Below are 25,104 nucleotides of genomic sequence, written 5' to 3'. Positions count from 1 at the left end.
AAAAGGGCTACCGGTGTGCCGGACTTACTTGCCGTACACAAACGGCATGACGATGCCGATCAGCGCGAGCGCCTCGGTCAGCGCGAAGCCGATGAACATGTTGGAGCGGATCAGGCCGGCAGCCTCGGGCTGACGGGCCATGGCCTGGACACCGTTACCGAAGATCAGACCAACACCGATGCCGGGGCCGATCGCGGCGAGGCCGTAACCGATGGAAGCGACGGAACCGGTGACGCCAGCGGCGAGGATGCTCATATCAGCTGTCCTTTGCGGGGTGTAGAACCGGTGGTGGTTGGCCACCGGGAGTTCAGGGGGTGCGCAGCCGGGAGGCTACGGGGCTCAGTGCGCCTCTTCGAGGGCACCGGCGATGTAGCTGCTGGCGAGCATCACGAAGATGTACGCCTGCAGGAACTGGACCAGCAGCTCGAACGCGGTCAGAGCGACGGCCACCACGAAAGAGACCGAGCCGTACAGCGCGCCGATGCTCGGGCTGAGCAGGTACCAGGAAGCCACGGAGAAGACCACGATCAGCAGGTGGCCGGCGAACATGTTCGCGAAGGCTCGGACCGCGAGCGTGAACGGGCGCACGAAGATGTTCGAGAAGAACTCGATCGGCACCAGGATGAACATGACCCAGCCGGGGATGCCCGACGGCCAGCAGAGGTTCTTCAGCCCGCCCACGAAGCCGTGCTTCTTGAACGTCAGCGTCATGTAGGTGATCCACACGATCGCCGCAAGGCCCACCGGGAACGCGATCCGCGACATCACCGGGAACTGGGCGAACGGGATGATGGACATGATGTTCATGATCCACACGAAGAAGAACATCGAGACCAGCATCGGGACGTACTTCTCGCCCTTTTTGCCGATGGTCTCCAGCACGATGCTTCGCTTGACGAAGTCGTAGCCGATCTCGCCGACCAGCTGGAGCTTGCCCGGGAGCAGCTTCGGCTTGGCGAACGCCGCCCAGAAGAACCCGACCACGAGCAGCGCGCAGATCACCGACAGCAGCATCGGCTTGGTGAAGTCGACACCGCCGACCGTGAACATCGGCTTGAAATCGAACTCGTTCAGGCCGGGGGCCGGGAAGCCGCAGCCGGAGTTCAGGTGGCACCCGGCCTCGGCGACGCGCGTTACGTCAGCACCCACCACAGACTCCTTCGTCATGACGCATGGTTACGGCAACCTCGGTGTGTCGGCGTGGCCTGCGGCCACGGTGCGGCACTGGAACTAGTTGGGGATCTCGCTGACCCTGCGCGGCGTCACTTGCTGCCGCGGGATCTTCGAAGACTGCACGAGTCCGGGGGGCGATCTGTCCGGGCGGTATGTGTGCACCGCTCGGCGAGACCTGGCCTCTTCCCGTACTTCGTTGTTGCGACGGACGATAGCAGTCCGTCAGGACGGCATAAACACCGCCCCCCTCGCGCGGGGGACAGCCAGGAGGCGTCACGGTTGACGCCCCGGCTTGGAGTCCTTGTCGTCGGAGGAGTCCGTCTGCACGTAGTAGATCTTCGCCTTCATGGCGGAGCGTACCTGGAATCCGGTCCAGATCAGGGCGCAGCCGAGCAGCGTGAAGCCGAAGACCTTGGTGTCGAAGAGCGTGGTGTGTTTGAAGACCGCGAGCACGACGCCGACCAGCAGGATCTGCGTGGTGTACACCAGCAGTCCGGCCGTCATCATCATCTGCGGGTTGTTCCTGGTCAGCCGGTCGAGAGCGACCTGGCCGAACGCGAAGAAGCCGAGCACCAGCAGGGTTGCGAACAGTGCGCCGATCAGACCCTTGCTCCCCACCAGTGCAGTGGAGAGCGCAACGGCGACAACTCCGGCGACCGCAGTGGGGATTGCGGCGCCACGGAGGGGGATCCGGGCGTCGTGGGACGGCATGTCGGCAGCTCCGGCGGCATGTCGAGAGACGGGGGACGGCAAAGGGGGTGCGGCAGGTGCACCGCACCGAGAACAACGGCCGCAGGCCGGCCGTTCGACGGCGAGCCCGTCGAGGGACCGATCAGGGACGGAGTTCCTTCACCTGTCAGGTCTTTCGGCGTGTTCTCGGTACTCGTGAACGGTATCACAAACTATTTGATTAGAGCTTTACCATGCAGGTGTGGTGCCCATCACACTGATGGCCCAACCGTCTCGCCTCTGGCGTAGGCCAGTTGACGGATCGTCAGCCGTTTCCGTCGCGTCGGCTGCCGACCGCAGTGGCCCCCGTGCCGAGCCGTCCGAGCAGCTCCTGGTCCTCGGCGGAGAGCTCCGCCATGGCCGGCTCCTGCCGCGACTGCGGGGTGCCGGGCGTCGCCTTGCGGTAGCGCGGCGGGACGAACGCCTGGACGGCGCGCGGCGCGTGCGGACGGAAGCGCGGCATCAGCAGGACCACGATGCCGACCATGCAGAGCCCGGCGAAGGTCAGCACCACGTAGCGGGCGGTGTTGGTGATCGAGACCGCGACGGTGCCGAAGGCGATCAGGGCGGCCCAGAAGTACATGATCAGCACCGCGCGGCTGTGCGAGTGCCCGACCTCCAGCAGCCGGTGGTGCAGGTGCTGCTTGTCGGCGGCGAAGGGCGACTTCCCGGCCCAGGTCCGGCGCACCACGGCCAGCAACAGGTCGGCCAGCGGTAGTGCGATCACCGTCAGCGGGAGCAGCAGCGGGATGTAGATCGGCACCAGGGCGTGCACGGTGGCGGTCTTCGAGCCCGTCTCGGCCGTGATCAGGTCGGGGTCGACGCGGCCGGTGATGGAGATCGCCGCCACCGCGAGCATCAGGCCGAGCATCATCGAGCCGGAGTCGCCCATGAAGATCCGGGCCGGGTGCAGGTTGTGCGGCAGGAAGCCCAGGCACATCCCGATCAGCACCGCGCTGAACAGCACGGCGGGCGCGGCGTCGTTGATCCCGTAGCGGAACCAGAGGCGGTACGAATAAAGGAAGAACGCCATCGCGGCGATGCAGACCATGCCGGCCGCCAGGCCGTCCAGGCCGTCGATGAAGTTCACCGCGTTGACCATCACGACCACCAGCGTGACCGAGATGATCATGCCCTGGGTCGGGGTGACGGCGACCGGGCCGAAGCCGGGGACGGGGATCGAGATCACCGTGACGCCCTGCCAGACCATCACACCGGCGGCGATCATCTGGCCGCCGAGCTTCACCAGGGCGTCCACGCCCCACTTGTCGTCCAGCACCCCGAGCACGAACATGATCCCGGCACCCGAGAGCAGCGCCTTGACGTCCGCACTCTGGATGAACAGACGTCCGAGGTTGGTGAGTTGGGAGGCCACCAGCAGGCCGGCGCAGAGACCGCCGAACATCGCGATGCCGCCCAGCCGGGGCGTCGGCTCACGGTGCACGTCGCGGGCTCGCACCGGGGGCATCGCGCCCGCCAGGATGGCGAACTTCCGGACGGGGCCGGTAAGCAGGTAGGTCACAGCCGCCGTGACGACGAGGACCAGCAGATACTCACGCACCACTGGCCTCCTGCGTCACGGTCCGACGGGTGAGTACCGAAGGTACTCCCGTGATTGTCCGGGGTTCGAGGTGCGTCGCCACGGTGCACACCTTATTGAGTTGGACGCGCGGGATGTGCACCGCGGTTCTCCCTACGGGCCGACCGGTGGCCCGCCGAGGTCCGACCGGGGTCCCGTCGGGGTCCGACCGGGTGCGGTCAGCCCCCGGCGAAAGCCCGGGCCAGCTCGCGCACCCGGGCCCCGATCCGGGCCCCGACCTGGCTCTCGGCACCCCCGCTGAGCAGGGAGGTGACCAGTTCGCCGACCTCCGTGAGTTCGCTCTCCCCCATCCCCTGCGCCGCCACCGCGCCGGTGCCGAGCCGGATGCCGGAGGTCTCGGCGGCGGGCGCCGGATCGTACGGGAGTGCGCATTTGCCGAGCATCAGTCCGGCCGCCGCGCAGCGGCGCTCGGCCTCGACGCCGGTGACCCCGAGCGGGCTGACGTCCACCGTGACCAGATGGGTGTCCGTCCCGCCGGTCAGCGGGCGGGCTCCGCCGCGCTCCATCGCGGCGGCCAGCGAGCGTGCGCCGTCGACCGCACGCCGGATGTACGCGCCGAACTCCGGCGTACCCGCCTGCGCGAGGGCAACCGCCTTGCCCGCCACCTCGTTCATCGCCGCGCCACCCTGGGTGAACGGGAACACCGCCCGGTCCACCCGGTCCGCCAGCTCCGCCGTGCAGAGCAGCAGCCCGCCGCGCGGCCCGCGCAGCAACTTGTGGGTGGCGGCCACCGTCACGTCCGCGTACGGCACCGGCGAGGGCGCCGCTCCGGCCGCCACCAGGCCGGTCACCTGTGCGGCCGAGGCGATCAGGTAGGCGTCCACCTCGTCGGCGATCTTCCGGAAGCCGGCCCAGTCGATGTGCCGGGGGTAGGAGATCCCGCCCGCGATGATCGCCTTCGGCCGGTGCAGCTTGGCGAGCTCGCGCACCTGGTCCAGGTCGATCAGGTTGTCCTGCTCGTGCACGCCGTACCCGATGAAGTCGAACCAACGGCCGGAGAAGTTGGCCCGCGACCCGCAGCTGAGGTGGCCGCCGTGCTCCAGCGACATCGCGAGCACCACGTCACCCGGCTTGAGCAGCGCCGCGTACGCCGCCAGCATCGCCGAAGTCGCCGACCGGGGCTGGACGTTGGCGTGGTCGGCGGCGAACAGCCGCTCGGCCCGGTCGACCGCGAGCAGCTCGGCCGCGTCCGCCAGCGAGCAGCCCGTGTGGTGCCGGCGCCCCGGGTAACCCTCGGCGTACTTGTCGATCAGCGGGCCGCCGAGCGCGGCGAGCACCGCCGCGCTGGTGACGTTCTCCCCAGCCAGCAGCTGCAGACTCTCGCCCCGGCGCGCGGCCTCCCCGGTGAGCAGGTCGGCCAGCTCCGGATCGGCCCGCAGCAGCGCCTCGGGGGCCTCCCAGCCGACGGCCTGTGCGGCTTGCGAGGCGTTGGTGACAGTCATGGCGGGGCTCCCGGGCAGCGGCGGGCAGGGTGATTCCAGCGTATGACCGCCCGGATCCCCCGGCCCGTCAGCACACCGCCCCCGTACGCCGTCAGAGCGGCAGCGCCGGAGCGTGGAAGGGCCCCACGACAACCCGGTCGGTACGGTCAGCCGAACTCGCGCGTCACGCCGGTCAGGGCCGTCACCACCGGGTCCAGCGCGTCGAAGATCTCCTCGCCGCAGTTGCGGAACATCCCGATCGGCGCGCCGTACGGGTCGTCGACCTCGTCCGACTCGGGGGTCGCCGCGAGCAGCCAGCCGCGCCGGGCGGCGGCCGCGCGGACGAGGGCGCGGGCGCGTTCGGTGACGTGCACGCCGTCGCGCGGGTCCGGCAGGGTGCTCGGGTCGATCCGGCGGACGAGCCGGGTGAACTCCTTGAGCGTGAAGGTCCGCAGGCCCGCCGCGTGTCCCATCGAGATGACCTGGGCCCGGTGGTCGAGCGTCGCGGTGAGCACCAGGTCGGCGTCGACCACGTGTTCGTCCAGCAGCTCGCGCCCGGCGAAGTCGCCGCTGTCCACGCCGTACTCACCGAGCACGGTCGCGGCGTGCGCCTCCATCGGCGCGCCCTCGTGCCCCCAGGTACCGGCGCTCTCGACCACGATCCGGCCCGCCGCCGCGCCGCTGAGGCGGGCGTGCAGCTCGTGCCTGGTCAGCCGTTCGGCGATCGGGCCCCGGCAGACGTTGCCGGTGCAGACGAAGAGGATCCGGAAGGTATCGAGCGGCCGGGGCGAGACCGTGATGTAGCTGGGTATGCCGGTGCCCGGGCCAGAGCCCGGACCGTGCAGCGAGACCGCTCTCAACTGCCGGCCTCCAGGTCCGGTACGACCTCCCTCAGCTGCTCGACGCTGACCGCGCCGGCCCGCAGCAGGACCGGGACCTTGCCCGTGACGTCGACGATGGTCGAGGCCTGGGAGAAGTTGGCCACCCCGCCGTCGAGGTAGACCGAGACCGACTCGCCGAGCTGGGCGAACGCGTCGTCACAGGTGGCCGGCGACGGCCCGCCGGTCTTGTTGGCGCTGGAGACCGCCAGCGGACCGGTGGTGTTGAGCAGCTCGATGGCGACGGGGTGCAGCGGCATCCGGACGGCGACCGTGCCCCGGGTCTCGCCGAGGTCCCAGCGCAGCGAGGGCTGGTGCTTGGCGACCAACGTCAGCCCGCCCGGCCAGAACGCGTCGACCAGCTCCCAGGCCAGCTCGGAGAAGTCGGTGACCAGCCCGTGCAGCGTGGTCGGCGAGCCGACCAGCACCGGCGAGGGCATGTTCCGGCCCCGGCCCTTGGCGGCCAGCAGCCCGGCTACGCCCTCGGCGTTGAAGGCGTCCGCGCCGATCCCGTACAGGGTGTCGGTGGGCAGCACCACCAGTTCACCCCGGCGGATCGCCGAAGCGGCCTCACGCAGCCCCGTGGCGCGGTCCCCTGCGTCTGCACAGTCGTAGCGGCGGCTCATCGGTGCGGTCCCCTTCCGAGATGGCTCATGACAGTCACAACAACGCTCACAACGACGCCTTACGGGCCGTCGTACTGCGCTCGATGTTCACAACGACGCCTTACGGGCCGTTGTGAAGCGCGGCCGGTTGTTCAGGTCGCGGTGGTCGGCGGCGTCCGTCCAGCCGCCCTCCTCGTTGAAGATCCACGGCACCTGGCCGCCCTGGGTGTCGGCGTGCTCGATCACGACCGCACCCCCCGGGCGCAGCAGGCGGGCGGCGACCCGCTCGATGCCGCGGATGGTGTCGAGACCGTCCTCGCCGGAGAACAACGACATCTGCGGGTCGTGGTCGCGGGCCTCGGGCGCGACGTACTCCCACTCGGTGAGCGGGATGTACGGCGGGTTGGAGATCACCAGGTCGAAGCGGCCGTCCCAGGAGCGGTCGTCCTCGAACGCGCGGGTGGCGTCCCCGGCGTGCAGGGTGACCCGGGCCCGGTCGCCGCTGTTGGCGATGTTGCGACGGGTGTACTTCATCGCGCCCTCGTCCAGCTCGAACGCGTGCACCTCGCTGCGCGGCAGCTCCTGGGCCAGTGCCAGCGCGATCGCGCCGGAACCGGTACAGAGGTCGACCACCAGCGGCTCGGCGACGTCCATGTCCCGGACGGCGTCTATCGCCCATTCGACGACCGACTCGGTCTCCGGCCGGGGCACGAACACGCCCGGGCCGACCTCCAGCTCCAGGTACCGGAAGAACGCCCGCCCGGTGATGTGCTGGAGCGGCTCGCGCGCCTCACGGCGCGAGATCGCCTCCCAGTACCGGGCGTCGAAGTCGGCGTCCTTCACGGTGTGCAGCTGGCTGCGCTTGACGTTGTGGATGTGTGCGGCGAGCTCCTCCGCGTCGAAGCGCGGCGACGGCACGCCGGCCGCGGCCAACCGCTGGGTGGCCTGGGCCACCTCGGCGAGCAGCAGGTTCATCGAGAAGTCCCCTTGTCGCTCGGGTCAGTTCTCCTGAGCAGCGGCCAGCTTGGCCGCCGCATCGGTATCCACACAAGACTGGATCAGCGCGTTGAGCTCGCCGTCCAACACCTGGTCCAGGTTGTACGACTTGAAGCCCGTGCGGTGGTCCGAGATGCGGTTCTCCGGGTAGTTGTACGTCCGGATCCGCTCCGAGCGGTCCACGGTACGGACCTGGCTGCGACGCGCGTCCGAGGCTTCCAGATCGGCAGCCTCCTGCGCGGCGGCCAGCAACCGCGAACGCAGAATGCGCATCGCCTGCTCCTTGTTCTGGAGCTGGCTCTTCTCGTTCTGGCAGGACGCCACGATACCGGTCGGCAGGTGGGTGATCCGGACCGCCGAGTCGGTCGTGTTGACGGACTGCCCGCCGGGGCCCGAGGAGCGGTAGACGTCGATCCGCAGCTCGTTCGCGATGATCTCGACCTCGACGTCCTCCGCCTCGGGGGTGACCAGCACGCCGGCCGCCGAAGTGTGGATCCGGCCCTGCGACTCGGTGGCCGGCACGCGCTGCACGCGGTGCACGCCGCCCTCGTACTTCAGGCGGGCCCAGACGCCCTGGCCGGGCTCGGGGGTGCCCTTGGTCTTCACGGCGACCGAGACGTCCTTGTAGCCGCCGAGATCCGACTCGTTGGCGTCGATGATCTCGGTCTTCCAGCCCACCCGCTCGGCGAAGCGCAGGTACATCCGCAGCAGGTCACCGGCGAACAGCGCGGACTCCTCGCCGCCCTCACCCGCCTTGACCTCCAGGATGACGTCCTTGTCGTCGTTGGGGTCACGCGGGACGAGCAGCAGGCGCAGCTCCTCCGTCAGCTCGTCGCGGCGGGCCTCGCCCGCCTTCACCTCGGCGATGAAGTCAGGGTCCTCGGCGGCGAACTCACGGGCGGCCTCGATGTCCTCGACGGCCTGCTTCCAGGCGCGGAACGTGGAGGTGATCGGGCTCAGCTCGGCGTAGCGCTTGGCGAGCTTGCGCGCGTTGTTCTGGTCCGCGTGGACCGACGGGTCGGCCAGCCTCGTCTCGAGGTCGGCGTGCTCGGTGAGGAGCTCTTCGACTGCCTCGAACATGGGATGGGCCTACTTCCGTACGAAGTGAGTTGTGAGGGGTGCGGACCGCACTGCGAGGAGCGTGCTGCGGCGAGTGTGCTGCGAGGAGCGTGCTGCGGGGAGACGCGAACGGCGCCGGCCCGGACGCCCCCGTCGTGAAACGGGAACGCCAGAGACCGGCGCCGTACGAGCGCTAGGCCTGCTTCGCGCTGAGGTTCTTGCCGAAGCGCTGCTCGAAGCGGGCGACGCGGCCACCGGTGTCGAGGATCTTCTGCTTGCCGGTGTAGAAGGGGTGGCACTGCGAGCAGACCTCGGCGCGCATGACGCCACTGGTCTCGGTCGAGCGGGTGGTGAACTCGGCGCCGCAGGTGCAGGTCACCTGGGTGACCACGTACTCGGGGTGAACGTTGGGCTTCAAGGGATGCTCCTAGTGATCGGGAGGGTACCGGGTCGGCGCCAGGAAGGCGCACGTGAACCGGGACCGACGTACCAGTCTGCCAGGACTGGCCGCATCTTCCCAAACCGGGTGGGTTCGCCGGATATTCCGGGGCCGACCTTCGAGGCACTGAGCGAGGCAGGAGGGCACAGGAAGTCGCCTTCCGGTTTTCGCGCACGCAGTTCAGCAAGCAGGGCCCCGCGCCCCCAGTGGTTACCCAGTTGCCTTCGAATCCGCCGGGTTGTCGGGCTGGGAGCTGACGATCGCCTGCGGCACCGGCTTGTCCCCCTTCAGCGCCGTCCAGAGCTGGGCCGCCTGGGGCTGGAGCTGGACCACCCGGTTCGGGTCCGTAGGGGCCGTCCCCACCGGGAGCGTGACCATCGTCAGCTCGTCCGGGCCGATGCCCTTGAGAGTGCCCGAGAGGCCCATCAGTGCGGAGACCGAGCCCAGCTGCGAGTCGGTGGTGATGCTCTTGGTGAGCTTGTCGGCGACCGAGAAGAGTCTGGTCGGATCGGAGGTCAGCCCGCTGCCACCGACCTGGGACATGATCGACTTCACCATCTGCTTCTGCAGCTCGATCCGGCCGAGGTCGCTGCCGTCGCCGACCCCGTGCCTGGTCCGGACGAAGGCGAGCGCGTCGGTGCCGTTCAGGTGGTGGGTGCCGGCCTGCAGGTGAAGACCGCTGTCCTGGTCGTCGATGTTCACGGTGGTGGTCACGGTGACCCCGCCGATCGCGTCGATGAACCCGGCGAAGCCCGAGAAGTCGATCTCCACGAAGTGGTCCATCCGCAGCCCGGTGAGCGCCTCGGCGGTCTTCACCGCGCAGGCCGGGCCGCCGACCTCGAACGCGGCGTTGAACATCGCGCTCTTCGCCCCCGCCACGGGCTTGCCGTCGGTGCCGACGCAGTCGGGGCGCGGGACCAGGGTGTCGCGCGGGATGCTCACCACGTCCGCGTGCGTGTGCGCCTGGTTGACGTGCACCACCATCGCGGTGTCCGAGCGCGCGGTGCCGTCGGTGGCGCCGCCCGCGAGGTTGCCATTGGCACCGCTGCGCGAGTCGGACCCCAGCACCAGGACGTTGAACGACCCGTCGGTGGAGGCCGGCGGACGGCTCGAACCGAGCTGCGCGTTGATGTCGACGCTCTTGATGTTGCGGTTGAGCCTCCAGTACGCGTACCCGGCCGCCCCCGCGCCCACCACCAGCAGCCCGGCGAGGGTGAACACGACAGCGCGTACCAGCCGGCCCCGCCGGCTCCGGACCTTCTTGTGATCGGCCATGTCGTCTCGCCCTCACACCCTGCGACTTATGTCACGTCTGCCGGTTTTGGTCGGAATGACCGTCTTATTGAGGATAGCGAAGCAGAAACGCATAAGTCCGATTCTTATGACCACCTTGAAACGCCATGAGGAACCGCCATGAGGAACGGCGTCGGAACAGCGAGAAGCCCCGGACCGCAGTGCAGTCCGGGGCTTCGTCACTGGATGCTTCGTCAGTCGCCGGAGCCCGGCGTGGTCTTGGCGATCTGCATCAGGAACTCGGCGTTGCTCTTGGTCTGCTTCATCTTGTCCAGCAGCAGCTCGAGCGCCTGCTGCGAGTCGAGCGCGTGCAGCACCCGGCGGAGCTTCCAGGCGACGGCCAACTCCTCCTTGCCCAGCAGGATCTCCTCCTTACGGGTGGAGGACGCGTCGACGTCGACGGCCGGGAAGATGCGCTTGTCCGAGAGCTTGCGGTCGAGCTTGAGCTCCATGTTGCCGGTGCCCTTGAACTCCTCGAAGACGACCTCGTCGGCCCGGGAGCCGGTCTCCACCAGCGCGGTGGCGAGGATGGTCAGCGAGCCGCCGTTCTCGATGTTGCGCGCGGCACCGAAGAACTTCTTCGGCGGGTAGAGCGCGGTCGAGTCGACACCACCGGACAGGATGCGGCCGGAGGCCGGCGCCGCCAGGTTGTAGGCACGGCCCAGGCGGGTGATCGAGTCGAGCAGGATCACCACGTCGTGGCCCAGCTCCACCAGGCGCTTGGCACGCTCGATGGCCAGCTCGGCGACCACGGTGTGGTCCTCGGCCGGGCGGTCGAAGGTCGAGGAGATGACCTCGCCCTTCACCGACCGCTGCATGTCGGTGACCTCTTCCGGACGCTCGTCGACCAGGACGACCATCAGGTGGCACTCGGGGTTGTTGTGGGTGATCGCGTTGGCGATCGCCTGCATGATCATCGTCTTGCCGGTCTTCGGCGGGGCGACGATCAGACCACGCTGGCCCTTACCGATCGGCGACACGAGGTCGATGATGCGGGTGGTCAGGATGCCCGGGTCGGTCTCCAGCCGCAGGCGCTCCTGCGGGTAGAGCGGGGTGAGCTTGCCGAACTCGGGGCGGTTACGGCCGCTCTCCGGGTCCATGCCGTTGACGGAGTCCAGCCGCACCATGGCGTTGAACTTCTCGCGGCGCTCGCCGTCCTTGGGCTGGCGGACGGCACCGGTGATGGCGTCACCCTTGCGCAGGCCGTTCTTGCGGACCTGGGCGAGCGAGACGTAGACGTCGTTCGAACCGGGCAGGTAGCCGGAGGTCCGGACGAACGCGTAGTTGTCGAGGATGTCCAGGATGCCCGCGACGGGGATCAGCACGTCGTCGTCGTTGACCTGCACCTCGGGCACGTTGCCCTCGAAGCGGTCACCGCGGGTGCCACGGCCCCGGCGGTCACGGTAACGGCCACGACGGCCGCGACGACCGTCGCCGAACTCGTCGTCGTCGTAGCCGCCGCCACCCTGCTGCTGCTGGGAGACCGGCTGGCGGTTCTGCTGGCTGTTGTCCTGCCTGCTGTCCTGGCGACTCTCCTGCGCGACCGGCTGGGTCTGCTGACCCTGCTGGCCACCCTGCCGCTCGCTGCGCTCCGTACGCTCCGGACGGTCCGTCCGGTCGCGGCGGTTGCGGCGGTCCCGGCGCGACTCGCGGGAGTCACCGTCCTGGGCCGGCTGACCGTCGCCGGCCTCCGGGCCCTCACGACGGTCGCGGCGGTCCCGGCGGTCACGGCGGGTCTCGGTCCGGGCGTCACCCTCGAAGGCGCGGGTCTCGGTGCCACGCGTCTCGGTGCCGCGCGTCTCCGTGCTGCGGGAGTCGGCGGTCCGGGTCTGCGTCTCGGACTTGGCCTCCGCGAGCACGGCGGTGTTCTGCTCGGCCACGGCGTCGGCGGTGGGGGTGCCACCCGCCGAGGTGGCGCGGCGGCGGGCCCGCCCGGCCTGGGCCGGAGCGGCCTCGGCGGCGGCCTGCACCGGGATGTCGATCTGCGCGGCCGGCTCGGCGGCCACGGCGGCGGCGCGCGAACGGCGGGCCGGCTTCTCCGTCGCGGCGGCGGCCGGGGCGGCGGCGGGCGCGGCCTCGGCTGCCGGTGCCGGAGCAGCGGCGGCGGCCTTGGCGGCGCGCTTGGCGGGCGCGGCCGAGGCCGCGGCGCCGGCGAGCAGCGGGTCTCCGCCGCTCTTGTCCTTGATGGCATCGATCAGCTGGCTCTTGCGCAGCCGTCCGGTACCGCTGATGCCGAGGGTCGAGGCGAGCTTCTGAAGCTCGGCCAGGACCAGGCCGTCGAGGCCCGCGGCAGCGGCGCGACGGCGCTTGGCCGGGGCCGCGGGGGCGGCGGCTGCGTCCGACGCTTCAGCGTCCGGGCGCGCGCCCATCAGATCGGTGGTGTCGCTCACTAAGGGTCCTTCCCTGGAGCGGACGTCGGCCTGTCTGGCTCGGCGACCGGTTGTGCTGTCCTGACCAACGCTCGTCTGCGTCGGTCCGAGGCTGTGGACCCCTCGAATGGCGGAGCCAGTCGGGGGGAAGCTGCGATGTGCGGTGCACTGTGGTGCGAAACGGCGCGGTGGGCCGGTCTCGTGCCAACCCTGCTGCCTGCGATACCCGGGCCCCCGTCGCGTGGCGGTACCCCGCGCTCCGCCCGGCTGTGCCTCAGGCTGGAGGCGGCGGGAGGGAGTCAGGTGCCGTCACGGCTTCGGGATGCGGCCGCAATCGCGCAGGCAGGCTGCGTACGCGCTGTGGAGGGCTCCCGGAGAATCGTCGTCCCGTACTTCCACATCTCGCTCCGGGCGGGCTTGCCGTACGGGCGGGAGGTCGGGATCGGGACGCGTCGCACCGGGCCCCGGAGGGCATCTGGTGCAGCAATGAGGTTAACACTACCGACCCCCTGACACATTCCCCAGCCCTGTTCCTGTCAATCGTTCCGGCCCGGCCCAAATCGCGGGCCGCATTCCCCCTGCTCACCACGGTGTGCGCTATGCGTCATGCGTCATGCGTTGAGCGGGAGAACGGTTGCTCCGGTCCGGTCCAGCTGCAGCCGGTGCGCGTCGAACGACGCCCCCGCGAACTGAAGCAACTTGTCGGCGTTTTCGGCATCGGAGAACGCCAGCACGGTCGGCCCGGCGCCGGAGATGACCGCCGGGATGCCCTCCGCGCGCAGCGCCCCCACCAGCGCGGCGCTGTCGGGCATCGCGGAGGCGCGGTAGTCCTGGTGCAGGCGGTCCTCGGTGGCGGCGAGCAGCAGCTCGGGCCGCCGGGTGAGGGCCTCGACCAGCAGGGCCGAGCGCCCGGCGTTGACGGCGGCGTCGGCGAGCGGCACGGTCTTGGGCAGCAGACCCCGGGCGGCCTCGGTGAGCACCTCGGTGGCCGGGATGAAAACAACCGGAACGACCTGCTCGGACGGCTCCAGTGTGACCGCCCGGGCGGCGTCCTCGTCCGTCCAGGCGATGGTGAACCCGCCGCGCAGACAGGCGGCGACGTTGTCCGGGTGGCCCTCCAGCTCGGAGGCGAGGGCCAGCAGCGCCTCGTCGTCGAGGGCGGCGGGGCCGCCGATGGTGACGGCACGGGCCGCGACGAGGCCCGCGCAGATCGCGGCGGAGGAGGAACCCAGGCCACGGCCGTGCGGTATCCGGTTGGCGCAGACGATTTCGAGACCGCGCGGCTGGCCGCCGAGCCGGTCGAAGGCGGCCCGCATCGAGCGGACCAGCAGGTGGCGCTCATCCCTGGGCAGCGTGTCCGCGCCCTGACCTGCGATGTCGACCGAGAGGCCGGACTCGGCGACCCGGACCACCACGTCGTCGTAGAGACCCAGGGCGAGTCCGAAGGCGTCGAAGCCAGGGCCGAGGTTGGCGCTGGTCGCGGGGACCCGGACCCGGACGGCGGCGGCACGGAACGCAGGACCAGCCATGTGGGGGGACTCTCCTGGGGGTTGATTGCTCGGGGCGGCCCGGTACGAGGGCCTGCGATGGTGCGTGGGCGGGGTCTTCACGACAAGCCCCGGCGAGGCGGGCGCTCATCGGTCACGGCGCGGCCCGTCGGGGCCAGACTATCGAAGAGAGGTTCCACAGCGGTACACCTCGCCCCCTTTCGATCGGCCGTGTTGCCCTTTCTGGCCGGAAAGTGTGTGAAATCAGCGCTGTTCAGTGCCGGGTAAATGACACAAAGGTGTCATCCGAAACCCGCAGTGGGCCGACCCCCGAAAGAGTCGGCCCAACTGTTGACGTACTGTCAGTCCCGTACGGTCACCGCGCAGCCACTCGCGGACCCGTACCGTCACTCGCGGACTTCGCCGGAACTTCGCCGGAGCCTCGGCGGGGCTTCGGCGGAACGTCAGTCGAGCAGTCCGAGCCGCTGCGCGGCCGCCTCGGCGTCGATCGGGACGACGTGCGGCTGCGGGGCGCCGGCCACCGCCCAGTCCGGGTCCTTCAGACCGTTTCCGGTCACGGTGCAGACGATCCGCTGCCCCGGGTCCACCAGGCCCCGCTCGGCGGCCTGCAGCAGACCCGCCACGCTCGCGGCCGAGGCGGGCTCCACGAAGACGCCCTCCTGGGCGGCCAACAGGCGGTAGGCGGACAGGATCTGACGGTCCGTCACCTTGTCGATGAGGCCGCCCGACTCGTCCCGCGCGGCGATCGCGAAGTCCCAGGAGGCCGGGTTGCCGATCCGGATCGCGGTCGCGATGGTCTGCGGCTTGAGCACCGGGTGCCCGTCCACGATCGGCGCCGAACCGGACGCCTGGAAGCCCCACATGCGCGGCTTGTGGGTGGCCAGGCCGTCGGCGGCGTACTCGCGGTAGCCCTTCCAGTACGCGGTGATGTTGCCCGCGTTGCCGACCGGCAGGACGTGGATGTCCGGGGCATCGCCCAGCATGTCCACGATCTCGAAGGCGGCCGTCTTCTGGCCCTCGATCCGGACCGGGTTCACCGAGTTGACCAGCGCCACCGGGTACTTCTCGGACAGTTCACGCGCAAGAGTGAGGCAGTCGTCGAAGTTCCCGTCCACCTGAAGGATCTTCGCGCCGTGCACCAGGGCCTGGCCCATCTTGCCGAGCGCGATCTTGCCCTGCGGGACGAGGACGGCACAGACCATGCCGGCCCGCACCGCGTACGCGGCGGCCGAGGCCGAGGTGTTGCCCGTCGAGGCGCAGATGACGGCCTGCGCGCCGTCCTCCTTGGCCTTCGAGATCGCCATCGTCATGCCCCGGTCCTTGAAGGACCCGGTCGGGTTGGCGCCCTCGACCTTGAGGTAGACCTCGCAGCCGGTGCGCTCGGAGAGCACCTGCGCGGGGACGAGGGGCGTGCCACCCTCCAGCAGGGTGACCACGGGGGTGGAGTCGCTGACCGGCAGCCGGTCGCGGTACTCCTCGATGAGGCCGCGCCACTGGTGGGTGTGCGCTCTGTCGATGACGGCGTTCATGGTGCTCCTACTCCCCTTCAACCCGCATGATGCTGGCCACGTCACGCACGCTGTCCAGCGCGCGGATCTTCTCCACCGTCGCCGACAGCGCGGCGTCGGTGGCGCGGTGGGTGACCACGACGAGCGAGGCGTCGCCGTCGCGGCCCTGCTGGCGCACGGTGTCGATGGAGACGCCGTGCTCGGCGAAGACGGACGCCACCTGGGCGAGCACGCCCGCGCGGTCGTCGACGTCCAGGCTGACGTGGTACCGGGTGATGACCTGGTCCATCGGCTTCGCGGGCAGCTGGGTGTAGACCGAGTCGCGCGGTCCGGTGGTGCCGTTCACCTTGTTGCGGCAGACCGCGACCAGGTCGCCCAGCACGGCGGAGGCGGTCGGCGCGCCACCGGCGCCCGGGCCGTAGAACATCAGCCGGCCGGCCGCCTCCGCCTCCACGAACACCGCGTTGTACGCCTCCCGGACGGAGGCCAGCGGGTGGCTCAGCGGCAGCATCGCGGGGTGCACGCGGGCGGTCACGGACTCGCCGTCGGCCGCGCGCTCGCAGATCGCCAGCAGCTTGACCACGCAGCCCATCGCCTTCGCGGAGGCGATGTCGGCGGCCGTGACCTCGGTGAGGCCCTCGCGGTAGACGTCGGCGGCGGTGACCTTGGTGTGGAAGGCGATGCCGGCCAGGATCGCGGCCTTCGCGGCGGCGTCGAAGCCCTCGACGTCGGCCGTCGGGTCGGCCTCGGCGTAGCCGAGCGCGGTGGCCTCCTCCAGCGCCTCGGAGTACCCGGCGCCGGTGGTGTCCATCTTGTCGAGGATGAAGTTGGTGGTGCCGTTGACGATGCCGAGCACCCGGTTGACCTTGTCACCGGCGAGCGACTCGCGCAGCGGGCGGATCAGCGGGATGGCACCCGCGACGGCCGCCTCGTAGTACAGGTCCACCCCGGCGTCGACGGCCGCCTGGTGCAGCTCGGCGCCGTCCCTGGCGAGCAGCGCCTTGTTGGCGCTGACCACCGAGGCACCCTGCTTGAACGCCGAGAGGATGAGCTGTTTGGACGGCTCGATCCCGCCGACCACCTCGATCACCACGTCGATGTCACCCCGGCCGACCAGCGCCTGGGCGTCCGTGGTGAGCAGGTGCTCGGGCACGCCGGGCCTGGCCCGCCCGGAGCGGCGGACGGCAATGCCCGCCAGCTCGACCGGCGCGCCGATCCGCGCGGCGAGGTCGGCGGCGTCCGTCGTCATGATGCGCGCCACCTCGGAGCCCACCACACCACAGCCCAGCAACGCCACCTTCAGCGGGCGCGTACGCATCATCCGACTCCGCTCTGCATTCTTCGTTCCTGGCGGGCGGTTTCCCGACTCTTCGCGAGTACCCGCAGGGATTCGGTTGGTACGTGGAACGTTGATCGCGGTACGTGGATCGCGGTACGTGATCGGCACCTCGGTCGACACCGTGGTGGACACCTCGGCCGGTACCTCGATCGCCACCTCGGTCTGTACCAGTCTCCGGGACTTCCCGCGTGAATCTACGGGCGTTCCAGAATCTGAGACAAGGATTTCGTCATCCGATATCGAGCCGCAGGAGATCCTCCTCCGTCTCGCGCCGCACGATCACCCGGGCGCCGTCGGCGTCCACCGCGACCACCGGCGGGCGCAGCGCGTGGTTGTAGTTGCTCGCCATCGACCGGCAGTACGCCCCGGTGGCGGGCACCGCGATCAGGTCACCGGCCGCGAGGTCGGCGGGCAGGAAGGCGTCCCGGACGACGATGTCACCGGACTCGCAGTGCTTGCCGACCACCCTGACCAGCATCGGAGCCGCCTCGCTGGTACGCGAGACCAGCGCGACCGAGTACTCGGCGTCGTAGAGCGCGGTACGGATGTTGTCCGACATGCCGCCGTCCACGCTGACGTACGTCCGCAGCCCTTCGAGCGGCTTGATCGTCCCGACCTCGTACAGCGTGAAGGCCGTCGGGCCGACGATCGCCCGGCCCGGCTCGACCGAGATCCGGGGGGCCTTGAGCTGGGCCGAGGCGCACTCGCGGCGGACGATCTCGGCCAGCGAGGCGGCGATCTCGGCGGGCTGCTTGGGGTCGTCCTCGCTGGTGTACGCGATGCCGAGGCCGCCGCCGAGGTCGATCTCGGGCAGCTCGACGCCGTGCTCGTCCCGCACCTCGGCCAGCAGACCGACCAGGCGGCGGGCCGAGACCTCGAAACCGGCGGTGTCGAAGATCTGCGAACCGATGTGCGAGTGGATGCCGCGCAGCTCCAGGCTGTCCTTCGCGAGCACCCTGCGTACGGCCTCGGCCGCCGCGCCGCCGCTGAGCGACAGGCCGAACTTCTGGTCCTCGTGCGCCGTCGCGATGAACTCGTGGGTGTGCGCCTCGACGCCGACCGTCACCCGGATCAGGATCGGCTGACGCACGCCCTGGCTCTCGGCGATCGCGGCGAGCAGCTCGATCTCCTGGTACGAGTCGACCACGATGTGCCCGACCCCGGCCTTGACGGCGTGCTCCAGCTCCTGGGCCGTCTTGTTGTTGCCGTGCAGCGCGATCCGCTCCCCCGGCATCCCGGCGGCCAGCGCCACCGCCAACTCGCCCGCGCTGCACACATCCAGGTTGAGACCCTCCTCGCGCAGCCAGCGGACGATCGCCTTGGAGAGGAACGCCTTGCCCGCGTAGTACACGTCCGCGCCGTCGCCGAACGCATCGCGCCAGGCGCGGGCCCGGGTCCGGAAGTCCTGCTCGTCGAGGATGTACGCCGGGGTGCCGAACTCCGCCGCCAGCGCCTTCACGTCCAGCCCGCCGACACCGTCCCGCCCGCCGACCGTGGCCACGCCCTCGGCGTCGCGGGTCACCGTCCGGGCCCAGACCTTGGGGTCGAGCGCGTTGAGGTCGCTCGGCGGGGCCAGGTAGTGCCCCTCCGGCAGCACGTCTCCGTGGCGGGGGCCGGCGGGGTGTGCGGAGCGGCTCATCTGCTGGTCTCTTCCTGACTGGACGGGCGGGGTTCAAGGGCTGGGACGGGCGGGGTTCAAGGGCTGAGACCGGCGGGGCCTATGGCAAGGGGCGGTGACGGTTCCCGATGGACCGTCACCGCCCCTGTGTGCGCAGGGGGTGCGGCTACATCCGCTCGGGCGCGGATACGCCGAGCAGGGCGAGGCCGTTGGCGATCACCGTGCGCGTCGCGTCGGCGAGCCAGAGACGGGCGTGCGTGAGGTCGGTGACCTCCTCGTCGCCCTTCGGCAGGATCTGGCAGTGGTCGTAGAACCGGTGGTAGTCCCGGGCGACCTCCTCCAGGTACCGCGCGACCCGGTGCGGCTCGCGCAGCTCGCCGGCCGCCGCGATCACCCGGGGGAACTCGCCGAGCTGGCCGAGCAGGTCGGACTCCCACTCGGTGGCGAGCAGCTCCGGTTTGAAGTCCTCGGACTTCGTGATGCCCAGGTCGTTCGCCTTGCGCTGGACGCCGCACATCCGGGTGTGCGCGTACTGGACGTAGTAGACCGGGTTCTCGTTGCTGTTGCTGGTCAGCACGTTGATGTCGAGCGTGATGGTCGAGTCGGTGGGCGAGCGCACCAGCATGTACCGGGCCGCGTCCACGCCGATCCACTCGACGACGTCGTCGATCGTGATGATGTTGCCGGCCCGCTTGGACAGCCGGACCTCTTCGCCGTCGCGGACCATCTTCACGAACTGGCCGATCTTCACCTCGATGTTGCGGTCCATGTCGTCGCCCGCGCAGGCGGCGATGGCCTTGAGGCGGTTCACGTACCCGTGGTGGTCGGCACCGAGCATGTAGACCGAGACCTCGCTGCCCCGGTCCCGCTTGCTCAGGTAGTACGCGGCGTCGGCGGCGAAGTACGTCGTCTCACCGTCGGCCTTGATCAGGACGCGGTCCTTGTCGTCGCCGAAGTCGGTGGTGCGCAGCCAGATCGCGCCGTCCTGGTCGAAGACGTGACCCTGCTCGCGCAGCCGCTCCATCGCCTTCTCCACGGCGCCGGACTCGTGCAGCGTCTTCTCGGAGAACCAGGTGTCGAAGTGGACCCCGAACTCCTCCATCGAGCGCTGGATCTCGGACACCATGAGCTTCAGGCCCTCGGTGCGGAAGACCTCCAGCTGCTCGGCCTCGGGCAGGTCGAGCACACCGGGGACGCCGTCGGTCAGCGCCTTGGCGATGTCGACGATGTACTCGCCGACGTAGCCGCCCTCGGGGGCGGGCCGGCCGTTGGCGACGGCCTGGAGCGAGGCGGCGAACTTGCCGATCTGCACACCGGCGTCGTTCAGGTAGTACTCGGTGGAGACGTCGGCGCCGGTGGCCTTGAGGACCCGGGCCAGCGAGTCGCCGACGGCTGCCCAGCGGACGCCGCCGATGTGGATCGGGCCGGTCGGGTTGGCCGACACGAACTCCAGGTTGATCTTCAGGCCCTTGAGCGCCTCGTTCCGGCCGTACCCGGCGCCGGCCTCGACGATGGTCCGGGCCAGCTCGCCCTGGGTCGCGGCGTCGAAGGTGACGTTCAGGAAGCCCGGTCCGGCGATGTCGACCTTCGCGACGCCGGGCAGTTCTCGCAGACGTGCGGCGACCAGTTCGGCCACGGCTCGCGGCGGCTTACCTGCCGCCTTCGCGAGCTGGAGGGCCACATTGGTGGCGTAGTCGCCGTGGTCCCTGTTCTTGGGCCGCTCTACCGTCACGTGCTCGGGCACGGCGACGGTCAGCTCGCCCGCCTCGACGGCGGTGCGGACTGCGGCCTGGACTGCCTGGGAAAGCTCTGCGGGTGTCACGACGCCAAGCCTAGGCGAGAGGGGGGACGGGCCCGCCACCCGGTTTACCCGTTGAGACGCCCGTACTGGTCCGGCTGGGGGGGTTGAACCCGCATTGGGTCCGATTCGTTCGCTCAGGGCTGAATTCTGCCGGAGCCCGCCGGAACCGTCCCCGAATCCGTACGCGAAACCCCCGGCCCCACCTGATCCGCCCGCCTCACGCAGCGCCATCAGCCGCCACACCAGCGCCACCAGATCCGCCGGATCGAACGGCTTGCCGAGATAACCGTCCACCCCGACCGACTCCCCACGATCCAGATCGGCGGGGGTGCACGCGCTGACTATCGCGATCGGCAGCCTGCTCGTGGCCGGCGCGGCCCGCAGCCGGGCCGCCGTCCGGAGCCCGTCCAGCCGGGGCATCAACACATCGAGCGTCACCACGTCCGGGTTCACCCGGCGGACCACCTCGAGGCACTCCGCCCCGTCGGCAGCCGTCACCACCTGGAAGCCCTCCAGCTCCAGGTTGACCCTGATCAGTTGACGGATCACCTCGCTGTCGTCCACCACGAGGACCCGCCCGGACACACCTGACACATCACCGAGGGTAGCCGCGCACCGACCCACCCGTCCGGCCTTTCCACACTTCCCCCCGCCCCCGCCGACCCCGCCGAGGAGCAGCCTCACCGAAACCGTGCTTGGACAGCAGCCACAGCCTGGTAATGTTCTCCACGTCGCCAGCAACACGAGGCGACACCAAGTAGGCCCCCGTAGCTCAGGGGATAGAGCACCGCCCTCCGGAGGCGGGTGCGCAGGTTCGAATCCTGCCGGGGGCACTTCGCAAGAAGTGCCGAAAAGGCCCAGCCAAGCGGGTAGTTACCGCGAAGCTGGGCCTTCTTCATATCCGGATTCATGTCCGGAACCGCCTGGCCGACGTGATCGATCCGGGCGAACTGGGCTTCGACTGCTCCCACTTCGGCCAGCCGGCGGCTTTGCGGCGTTGACAAGACAGGCCGACACGTCCATACCCGCACGCTCGGCATGATCCCGGATGCGCTCGGCATGGTCCTGGTCGAGGCTGATGCTGATCCTGGCCGTGCCACGAGGGCGCGACTCCCATGACGACCTGCCGAGCAGGGCAGTCCCGCCGTGGACGCGGCCAGCCGCCCGAGGTCCGCGGCGAGGCGGCCCGCCCGTCGGGGCACAGGCCGACGAAAGCTGCCGGAGAGTCAACTGTGGTGCGCTCCAGCGGTTCTGTCGCACCCCATGAGACTGGCGTTCGAGGGACGTCGGTAGCATCGACGCATGGGACCTTTGAAGCCGGACATCGGCGAACTCATCCTCGGGCTGGTCTGTTTCTTCCTGATCTTCGGCATTCTGGGGAAGGTCCTGCTCCCCCGGATCGAGCGGAACTTCGCGGCGCGCGCGGACGTGATCGAGGGCGGCCTCGAGCGGGCCGAGACGGTCGGGGCGGAGGCCGAGCGGGTCTACGCCGAGTACCAGGCCGAGCTCAGTACGGCGCGGCACGATGCTGCGGCGATACGGCAGCAGGCTGCGGAGCAGGGGGCCGAGCTGCTGGCGGAGGTGCGGGCCGAGGGGCAGCGGCAGCGGGACTCGCTGGTGGCCGCCGCGCAGGTGCAGTTGGCGGCGGACCTCGTGATCGCGGAGGCTTCGCTGCGGGAGGATGTCGTGACGCTGGCAACCGAGTTGGCGAGCCGGGTGGTCGGTGAGCCGCTGGGCGGGCTGCCGGGACACCAGGACATCGTGGACCGGTTCTTCGCCGAGCTGGAGACCACCGACGCGAGCACCGGCACGAGTACTGGCACCGGCACCGGGACGGGCCCGCACGCCTGAGGCGCGCGGCAGGCGGGCAGCGGCCGGGCGCAGGCGGGCAGCAGGCGGGTGGCAGCCGCTCAGCCCGAGCCGGTCACGGCCTGCTGGTAGAGGTCGTCGATGGTGTGGTCGAAGTACGCGCTGTACGAGGTGTCGTCGGTGTCGCCGCCCTGCTGGTAGCCACCGATGACACCGACGACCTGGTTGGTGTCGGTGTCGATCCACGGGCCGCCGCTGGTGCCGCTCGCGTAGGAGGGGCAGTCGATGCGGCGCTGGTAGGTGTCCTGGCGGCTGGTGGAGTTGGTGCACAGGAGCGGCACCTCGCTGGTGTCCGGGTAGCCGTAGAGGCGGACCACGGTGGAGAAACCCGCCTGGAGGCCCAGTACGTTGCCGCCGACCACGTCCTCTATGTCGCGCCCGCCGTTCTGGCCGACCTGGAGGATCGCGAAGTCCTCGTCCGGGTCGCCGCCCTGGCTCCAGCCGGTGGTGGTGTACACCTTGGTGACCGGCCAACTGCCGTACGGCGTCTGACCGTCGTGGTAGGCCGGGGCGAACGAGAGGCCGTCCGGGGTGACGATGCAGTGCGCGGCGGTCAGGATGAGGTTCTTGGTGCTGCTGTGCAGCACGCTGGCCGTGCAGGAGTGGTTGCCGGCGGCGACGGCACCGGCGAAGAGCGCGCCGACCCGGGACGACTCGGCGGTGACCGCAGCGGTGGCGGTGCTGCCGAGCGCGGTCGGCGCGACGGCCTGAGCACTGTCGGAGGCGGTGCTGCCCACGGAGTTGCCACCCGGCCGAGCCACGTCGGACCCGCTTCCGGAGGAGTCGGTGGGGGCTGCGGAGGCGGCGGCCGAGGGCGCGGGCGCAGCGGACGCGGCGGAAGGGATGGCAGCAGACGGCGAGGTCGAAGGCGCGGCGGTCCGGGGGGCGGGAGCAACGGTCTTGGCGGCTGGGGCGTGGGCCGTGAAGGCGGTGGCTTCGCCGGCCAGCGTGCCTATGCCGATCACGCCGCCGACGACGGCGAGCGCGAGGACCGAGGTCAACACCACAGGTCGTCGATGCATCTCCGGGCGCGCCTTTCGATGACGGGTCATCAGGTACGTCACTCCTGCCCAGCTGCTGGTCCCCGTACGCACATGCTTGCTACGTGTGCGTGAAGACTATGAGCTGATCAACTGGAAATCCCGTGATCCTATGCTGGGAGTGGGATGAGAATCGCCTGCTCGGCGTTGTGCATTTCCTCTCACTACGAATCGCTACGAACTTCGTCAGAAGGCGGTTGAACTGCCGGGCGGCGGAAAGCCCCCTACGGGACGCCCCACAGGGGGCTGCCGAAGACAGAGTCCCCAGGTCAGGCCAGGACCTGGGCGGCGGACTCGTCGGTGTCGGCCGCACCGCCGGTGGCTTCGCCCGGCGCGGGTCTGTGGTTGATCAGCAGGAAGGCGATCACTGCGGCACACAACAGGATGCCCATCGCGACGCCGGTCGCCACCGCGTAGCCGTGCACCGCACCGGTGGCCCGGACGAGCTGGTCGGCGGTGTTCCGGCCCACCAGGTAGGTGGCGGTGACGCTGGCCGCGATGGTGTTGAGCAGCGCGGTGCCGATCGAGCCGCCGACCTGCTGGGCACTGTTGATGGTCGCGGCCGCCGCACCGGCCTCGTCGGGTGCGACACCGAGGGTCGCCAGGCTCATCGACGGCATGAAGACCAGGCCCATGCCGAAGCCGAGCAGGAGTTCGGCCGGCAGCACCATGGCCGCGTACGGGCTGTCGACCTTCATCTGGGTCAGCCAGGCCATGCCCGAGGCGGCCAGCAGCAGCCCGGGGACGATCAGGTTCCGGGACGGCACCCGGGTCATCAGCCGGGCCGCGATGCCCGTCGAGCTGAAGATGATCGCGGCGACCATCGGGAGGTAGGCGACACCCGCCATCACCGGCGAGAAGTGCTTCACGACCTGCAGGTAGTAGGTGAGGAACAGGAAGAGGCCGAACATGCCGATCACGGCCAGGCCCACCGCCAGAGCGGCTCCACCACGGTTGCGGTCGCCGACGATGTGGGTGGGCAGCAGCGCGTGCGGCGTCCGGCGCTCGACCAGGGCGAAGACCGCGAGCAGCAGCGCGCCCAGGCCCAGGAAGCTGAGCACCAGCGGGTCACTCCACCCTCGCGACGAGGCCTCCGAGGTGCCGTACACGATGGCGAGCAGGCCGCCGCAGCCGAGGAACGCTCCGGGCAGGTCGAGTCTGACCCGGTGGTCCTTGTCGATGTGGTCCCGCTTGAGCAGGTAGTACGCGCCGAGGGCCGCGCCGATCGCGATCGGGACGTTGACGAACAGGCACCAACGCCAGCTGAGGTACTCCGTCAGCAGGCCGCCGGCGATGAAGCCGATACCCGCGCCACCACCCGCGATGGCACCGAAGATGCCGAACGCGGTGGCGCGTTCCTTCGGGACGGTGAAGGTGTTCGAGAGCAGCGAGAGCGCCGAGGGGGCGAGGACCGCGCCGAAGGCGCCCTGGAGGGCGCGGGCGCCGAAGAGCATCGCCGGATCGACGGCGAACCCGCCGATGGCGGAGGCCAGCGCGAAGCCGATCAGTCCGGTGATGAAGGTCCGCTTACGGCCGAAGAGGTCGCCGATCCGGCCGCCGAGCAGCAGCAGGCCGCCGAAGGCGAGCGTGTAGGCCGTGACCACCCACTGGCGGTTTCCGTCGGAGATGCCCAGCGCGTGCTGGGCGGAGGGTAGTGCGATGTTCACGATGGTCGCGTCGAGGACGATCATCAGCTGAGCGATGGCGATGACCGCCAGGGCCCACCAGCGGCGCGGATCAGCCGTCTGGTCGTCGGGAGCGTGCTGGGGAGACACCGTGGGCCGCCTTCCGGAGGGAGCTGGGCTTGGCGTACGCAGCGCTCTCTCAAGGGAAGCTCGCGGGGCGGCGATGGGCAAGGC

General features: G+C 70.1%; 20 protein-coding genes, 1 tRNA gene and 1 pseudogene. 2 read left to right on the top strand and 20 right to left on the bottom strand.

Annotated elements, in window-relative coordinates; genetic code table 11:
* Positions 1 to 24 precede the first annotated feature (24 nt).
* The 18 genes and pseudogenes from atpE to P3T29_RS06265 form a co-directional block, all read right to left on the bottom strand.
* Positions 25 to 255: an ATP synthase F0 subunit C gene (gene atpE / locus P3T29_RS06350; RefSeq protein ID WP_280715286.1), complete on the bottom strand. Its 231-nt coding sequence runs from the start codon at positions 253 to 255 to the stop codon at positions 25 to 27.
* An 84-nt stretch (positions 256 to 339) separates the two neighbouring features.
* Positions 340 to 1,167 carry a F0F1 ATP synthase subunit A gene (gene atpB, locus P3T29_RS06345; protein WP_280715285.1) on the bottom strand — a complete coding sequence of 276 codons (828 nt, stop codon included), beginning with the start codon at positions 1,165 to 1,167 and terminating at the stop codon, positions 340 to 342.
* A gap of 279 nt (positions 1,168 to 1,446) precedes the next feature.
* Positions 1,447 to 1,884: a hypothetical protein gene (locus P3T29_RS06340; protein ID WP_280715284.1), complete on the bottom strand. Its 438-nt coding sequence runs from the start codon at positions 1,882 to 1,884 to the stop codon at positions 1,447 to 1,449.
* Between the two features lie 283 nt (positions 1,885 to 2,167).
* Positions 2,168 to 3,463 carry an MraY family glycosyltransferase gene (locus P3T29_RS06335; RefSeq protein WP_280715283.1) on the bottom strand — a complete coding sequence of 432 codons (1,296 nt, stop codon included), beginning with the start codon at positions 3,461 to 3,463 and terminating at the stop codon, positions 2,168 to 2,170.
* Positions 3,464 to 3,660: 197 nt separating this feature from the next.
* On the bottom strand, positions 3,661 to 4,944 hold the full coding sequence (locus tag P3T29_RS06330) for a serine hydroxymethyltransferase (protein WP_280715282.1): 1,284 nt from the start codon (positions 4,942 to 4,944) through the stop codon (positions 3,661 to 3,663).
* Between the two features lie 146 nt (positions 4,945 to 5,090).
* A complete protein-coding gene (locus tag P3T29_RS06325) occupies positions 5,091 to 5,735 on the bottom strand; it encodes a protein-tyrosine-phosphatase (protein ID WP_280715373.1) in 645 nt (214 codons plus the stop codon).
* Between the two features lie 44 nt (positions 5,736 to 5,779).
* Positions 5,780 to 6,427 (bottom strand): L-threonylcarbamoyladenylate synthase, encoded by a 648-nt coding sequence (locus P3T29_RS06320; protein ID WP_280715281.1) that lies wholly within the window; start codon positions 6,425 to 6,427, stop codon positions 5,780 to 5,782.
* 87 nt (positions 6,428 to 6,514) lie between these two features.
* Positions 6,515 to 7,381 carry a peptide chain release factor N(5)-glutamine methyltransferase gene (gene prmC, locus P3T29_RS06315; RefSeq protein ID WP_280715280.1) on the bottom strand — a complete coding sequence of 289 codons (867 nt, stop codon included), beginning with the start codon at positions 7,379 to 7,381 and terminating at the stop codon, positions 6,515 to 6,517.
* A gap of 24 nt (positions 7,382 to 7,405) precedes the next feature.
* Positions 7,406 to 8,482 carry a peptide chain release factor 1 gene (prfA, locus tag P3T29_RS06310; protein ID WP_280715279.1) on the bottom strand — a complete coding sequence of 359 codons (1,077 nt, stop codon included), beginning with the start codon at positions 8,480 to 8,482 and terminating at the stop codon, positions 7,406 to 7,408.
* A 172-nt stretch (positions 8,483 to 8,654) separates the two neighbouring features.
* A complete protein-coding gene (rpmE, locus tag P3T29_RS06305; protein WP_280715278.1) occupies positions 8,655 to 8,879 on the bottom strand; it encodes a 50S ribosomal protein L31 in 225 nt (74 codons plus the stop codon).
* A gap of 231 nt (positions 8,880 to 9,110) precedes the next feature.
* On the bottom strand, positions 9,111 to 10,175 hold the full coding sequence (locus P3T29_RS06300; RefSeq protein WP_280715277.1) for an LCP family protein: 1,065 nt from the start codon (positions 10,173 to 10,175) through the stop codon (positions 9,111 to 9,113).
* Positions 10,176 to 10,387: 212 nt separating this feature from the next.
* On the bottom strand, positions 10,388 to 12,583 hold the full coding sequence (gene rho / locus P3T29_RS06295; RefSeq protein WP_280715276.1) for a transcription termination factor Rho: 2,196 nt from the start codon (positions 12,581 to 12,583) through the stop codon (positions 10,388 to 10,390).
* 590 nt (positions 12,584 to 13,173) lie between these two features.
* Positions 13,174 to 14,091: a homoserine kinase gene (gene thrB / locus P3T29_RS06290; protein WP_280715275.1), complete on the bottom strand. Its 918-nt coding sequence runs from the start codon at positions 14,089 to 14,091 to the stop codon at positions 13,174 to 13,176.
* Positions 14,092 to 14,513: 422 nt separating this feature from the next.
* The gene (thrC, locus tag P3T29_RS06285) at positions 14,514 to 15,599 is read right to left on the bottom strand and encodes a threonine synthase (RefSeq protein WP_280715274.1); all 1,086 of its coding nucleotides are present in this window, start codon (positions 15,597 to 15,599) and stop codon (positions 14,514 to 14,516) included.
* Positions 15,600 to 15,606: 7 nt separating this feature from the next.
* The gene (locus P3T29_RS06280; protein WP_280715273.1) at positions 15,607 to 16,899 is read right to left on the bottom strand and encodes a homoserine dehydrogenase; all 1,293 of its coding nucleotides are present in this window, start codon (positions 16,897 to 16,899) and stop codon (positions 15,607 to 15,609) included.
* A 247-nt stretch (positions 16,900 to 17,146) separates the two neighbouring features.
* Positions 17,147 to 18,556, bottom strand: coding sequence for a diaminopimelate decarboxylase (lysA, locus tag P3T29_RS06275; protein WP_280715272.1), 1,410 nt, complete (start codon positions 18,554 to 18,556; stop codon positions 17,147 to 17,149).
* 145 nt (positions 18,557 to 18,701) lie between these two features.
* On the bottom strand, positions 18,702 to 20,567 hold the full coding sequence (gene argS / locus P3T29_RS06270) for an arginine--tRNA ligase (RefSeq protein WP_280715372.1): 1,866 nt from the start codon (positions 20,565 to 20,567) through the stop codon (positions 18,702 to 18,704).
* Positions 20,565 to 20,930, bottom strand: a pseudogene (locus P3T29_RS06265) (response regulator); the annotation flags it as partial. The gene argS and the pseudogene P3T29_RS06265, both read right to left, overlap by 3 nt.
* A 167-nt stretch (positions 20,931 to 21,097) precedes the next feature.
* Between P3T29_RS06265 and P3T29_RS06260 the strand changes: the two are divergent.
* Both P3T29_RS06260 and atpF read left to right on the top strand, forming a co-directional pair.
* Positions 21,098 to 21,169 (top strand) — tRNA-Arg (locus tag P3T29_RS06260).
* 469 nt (positions 21,170 to 21,638) lie between these two features.
* The gene (gene atpF / locus P3T29_RS06255; RefSeq protein ID WP_280715271.1) at positions 21,639 to 22,187 is read left to right on the top strand and encodes a F0F1 ATP synthase subunit B; all 549 of its coding nucleotides are present in this window, start codon (positions 21,639 to 21,641) and stop codon (positions 22,185 to 22,187) included.
* Positions 22,188 to 22,246: 59 nt separating this feature from the next.
* On the opposite strand, the gene P3T29_RS06250 is transcribed toward atpF, so the two are convergent.
* Positions 22,247 to 23,227 (bottom strand): serine protease, encoded by a 981-nt coding sequence (locus P3T29_RS06250; RefSeq protein ID WP_280715270.1) that lies wholly within the window; start codon positions 23,225 to 23,227, stop codon positions 22,247 to 22,249.
* Positions 23,228 to 23,514: 287 nt separating this feature from the next.
* Positions 23,515 to 25,020 carry an MFS transporter gene (locus P3T29_RS06245; protein WP_280715269.1) on the bottom strand — a complete coding sequence of 502 codons (1,506 nt, stop codon included), beginning with the start codon at positions 25,018 to 25,020 and terminating at the stop codon, positions 23,515 to 23,517.
* Positions 25,021 to 25,104: the final 84 nt, after the last annotated feature.

The sequence above is a fragment of the Kitasatospora sp. MAP5-34 genome, from assembly GCF_029894335.1.
Classification (GTDB): Bacteria; Actinomycetota; Actinomycetes; order Streptomycetales; family Streptomycetaceae; genus Kitasatospora.
The sequence above is the reverse complement of the archived record's forward strand: the minus strand, read 5'-3'. Positions and strand labels throughout refer to the sequence as shown.

Excerpts from the sequence above, each read along its gene's own strand:
- atpE (WP_280715286.1), bottom strand. The coding sequence starts at position 255 with ATGAGCATCCTCGCCGCTGGCGTCACCGGTTCCGTCGCTTCCATCGGT.
- atpB (WP_280715285.1), bottom strand. The coding sequence starts at position 1,167 with ATGACGAAGGAGTCTGTGGTGGGTGCTGACGTAACGCGCGTCGCCGAG.
- P3T29_RS06340 (WP_280715284.1), bottom strand. The coding sequence starts at position 1,884 with ATGCCGTCCCACGACGCCCGGATCCCCCTCCGTGGCGCCGCAATCCCC.
- P3T29_RS06330 (WP_280715282.1), bottom strand. The coding sequence starts at position 4,944 with ATGACTGTCACCAACGCCTCGCAAGCCGCACAGGCCGTCGGCTGGGAG.
- P3T29_RS06320 (WP_280715281.1), bottom strand. The coding sequence starts at position 6,427 with ATGAGCCGCCGCTACGACTGTGCAGACGCAGGGGACCGCGCCACGGGG.
- prmC (WP_280715280.1), bottom strand. The coding sequence starts at position 7,381 with ATGAACCTGCTGCTCGCCGAGGTGGCCCAGGCCACCCAGCGGTTGGCC.
- prfA (WP_280715279.1), bottom strand. The coding sequence starts at position 8,482 with ATGTTCGAGGCAGTCGAAGAGCTCCTCACCGAGCACGCCGACCTCGAG.
- P3T29_RS06300 (WP_280715277.1), bottom strand. The coding sequence starts at position 10,175 with ATGGCCGATCACAAGAAGGTCCGGAGCCGGCGGGGCCGGCTGGTACGC.
- thrB (WP_280715275.1), bottom strand. The coding sequence starts at position 14,091 with ATGGCTGGTCCTGCGTTCCGTGCCGCCGCCGTCCGGGTCCGGGTCCCC.
- thrC (WP_280715274.1), bottom strand. The coding sequence starts at position 15,599 with ATGAACGCCGTCATCGACAGAGCGCACACCCACCAGTGGCGCGGCCTC.
- P3T29_RS06280 (WP_280715273.1), bottom strand. The coding sequence starts at position 16,899 with ATGATGCGTACGCGCCCGCTGAAGGTGGCGTTGCTGGGCTGTGGTGTG.
- lysA (WP_280715272.1), bottom strand. The coding sequence starts at position 18,556 with ATGAGCCGCTCCGCACACCCCGCCGGCCCCCGCCACGGAGACGTGCTG.
- argS (WP_280715372.1), bottom strand. The coding sequence starts at position 20,567 with ATGGCGCTGCGTGAGGCGGGCGGATCAGGTGGGGCCGGGGGTTTCGCG.
- atpF (WP_280715271.1), top strand. The coding sequence starts at position 21,639 with ATGGGACCTTTGAAGCCGGACATCGGCGAACTCATCCTCGGGCTGGTC.
- P3T29_RS06250 (WP_280715270.1), bottom strand. The coding sequence starts at position 23,227 with ATGCATCGACGACCTGTGGTGTTGACCTCGGTCCTCGCGCTCGCCGTC.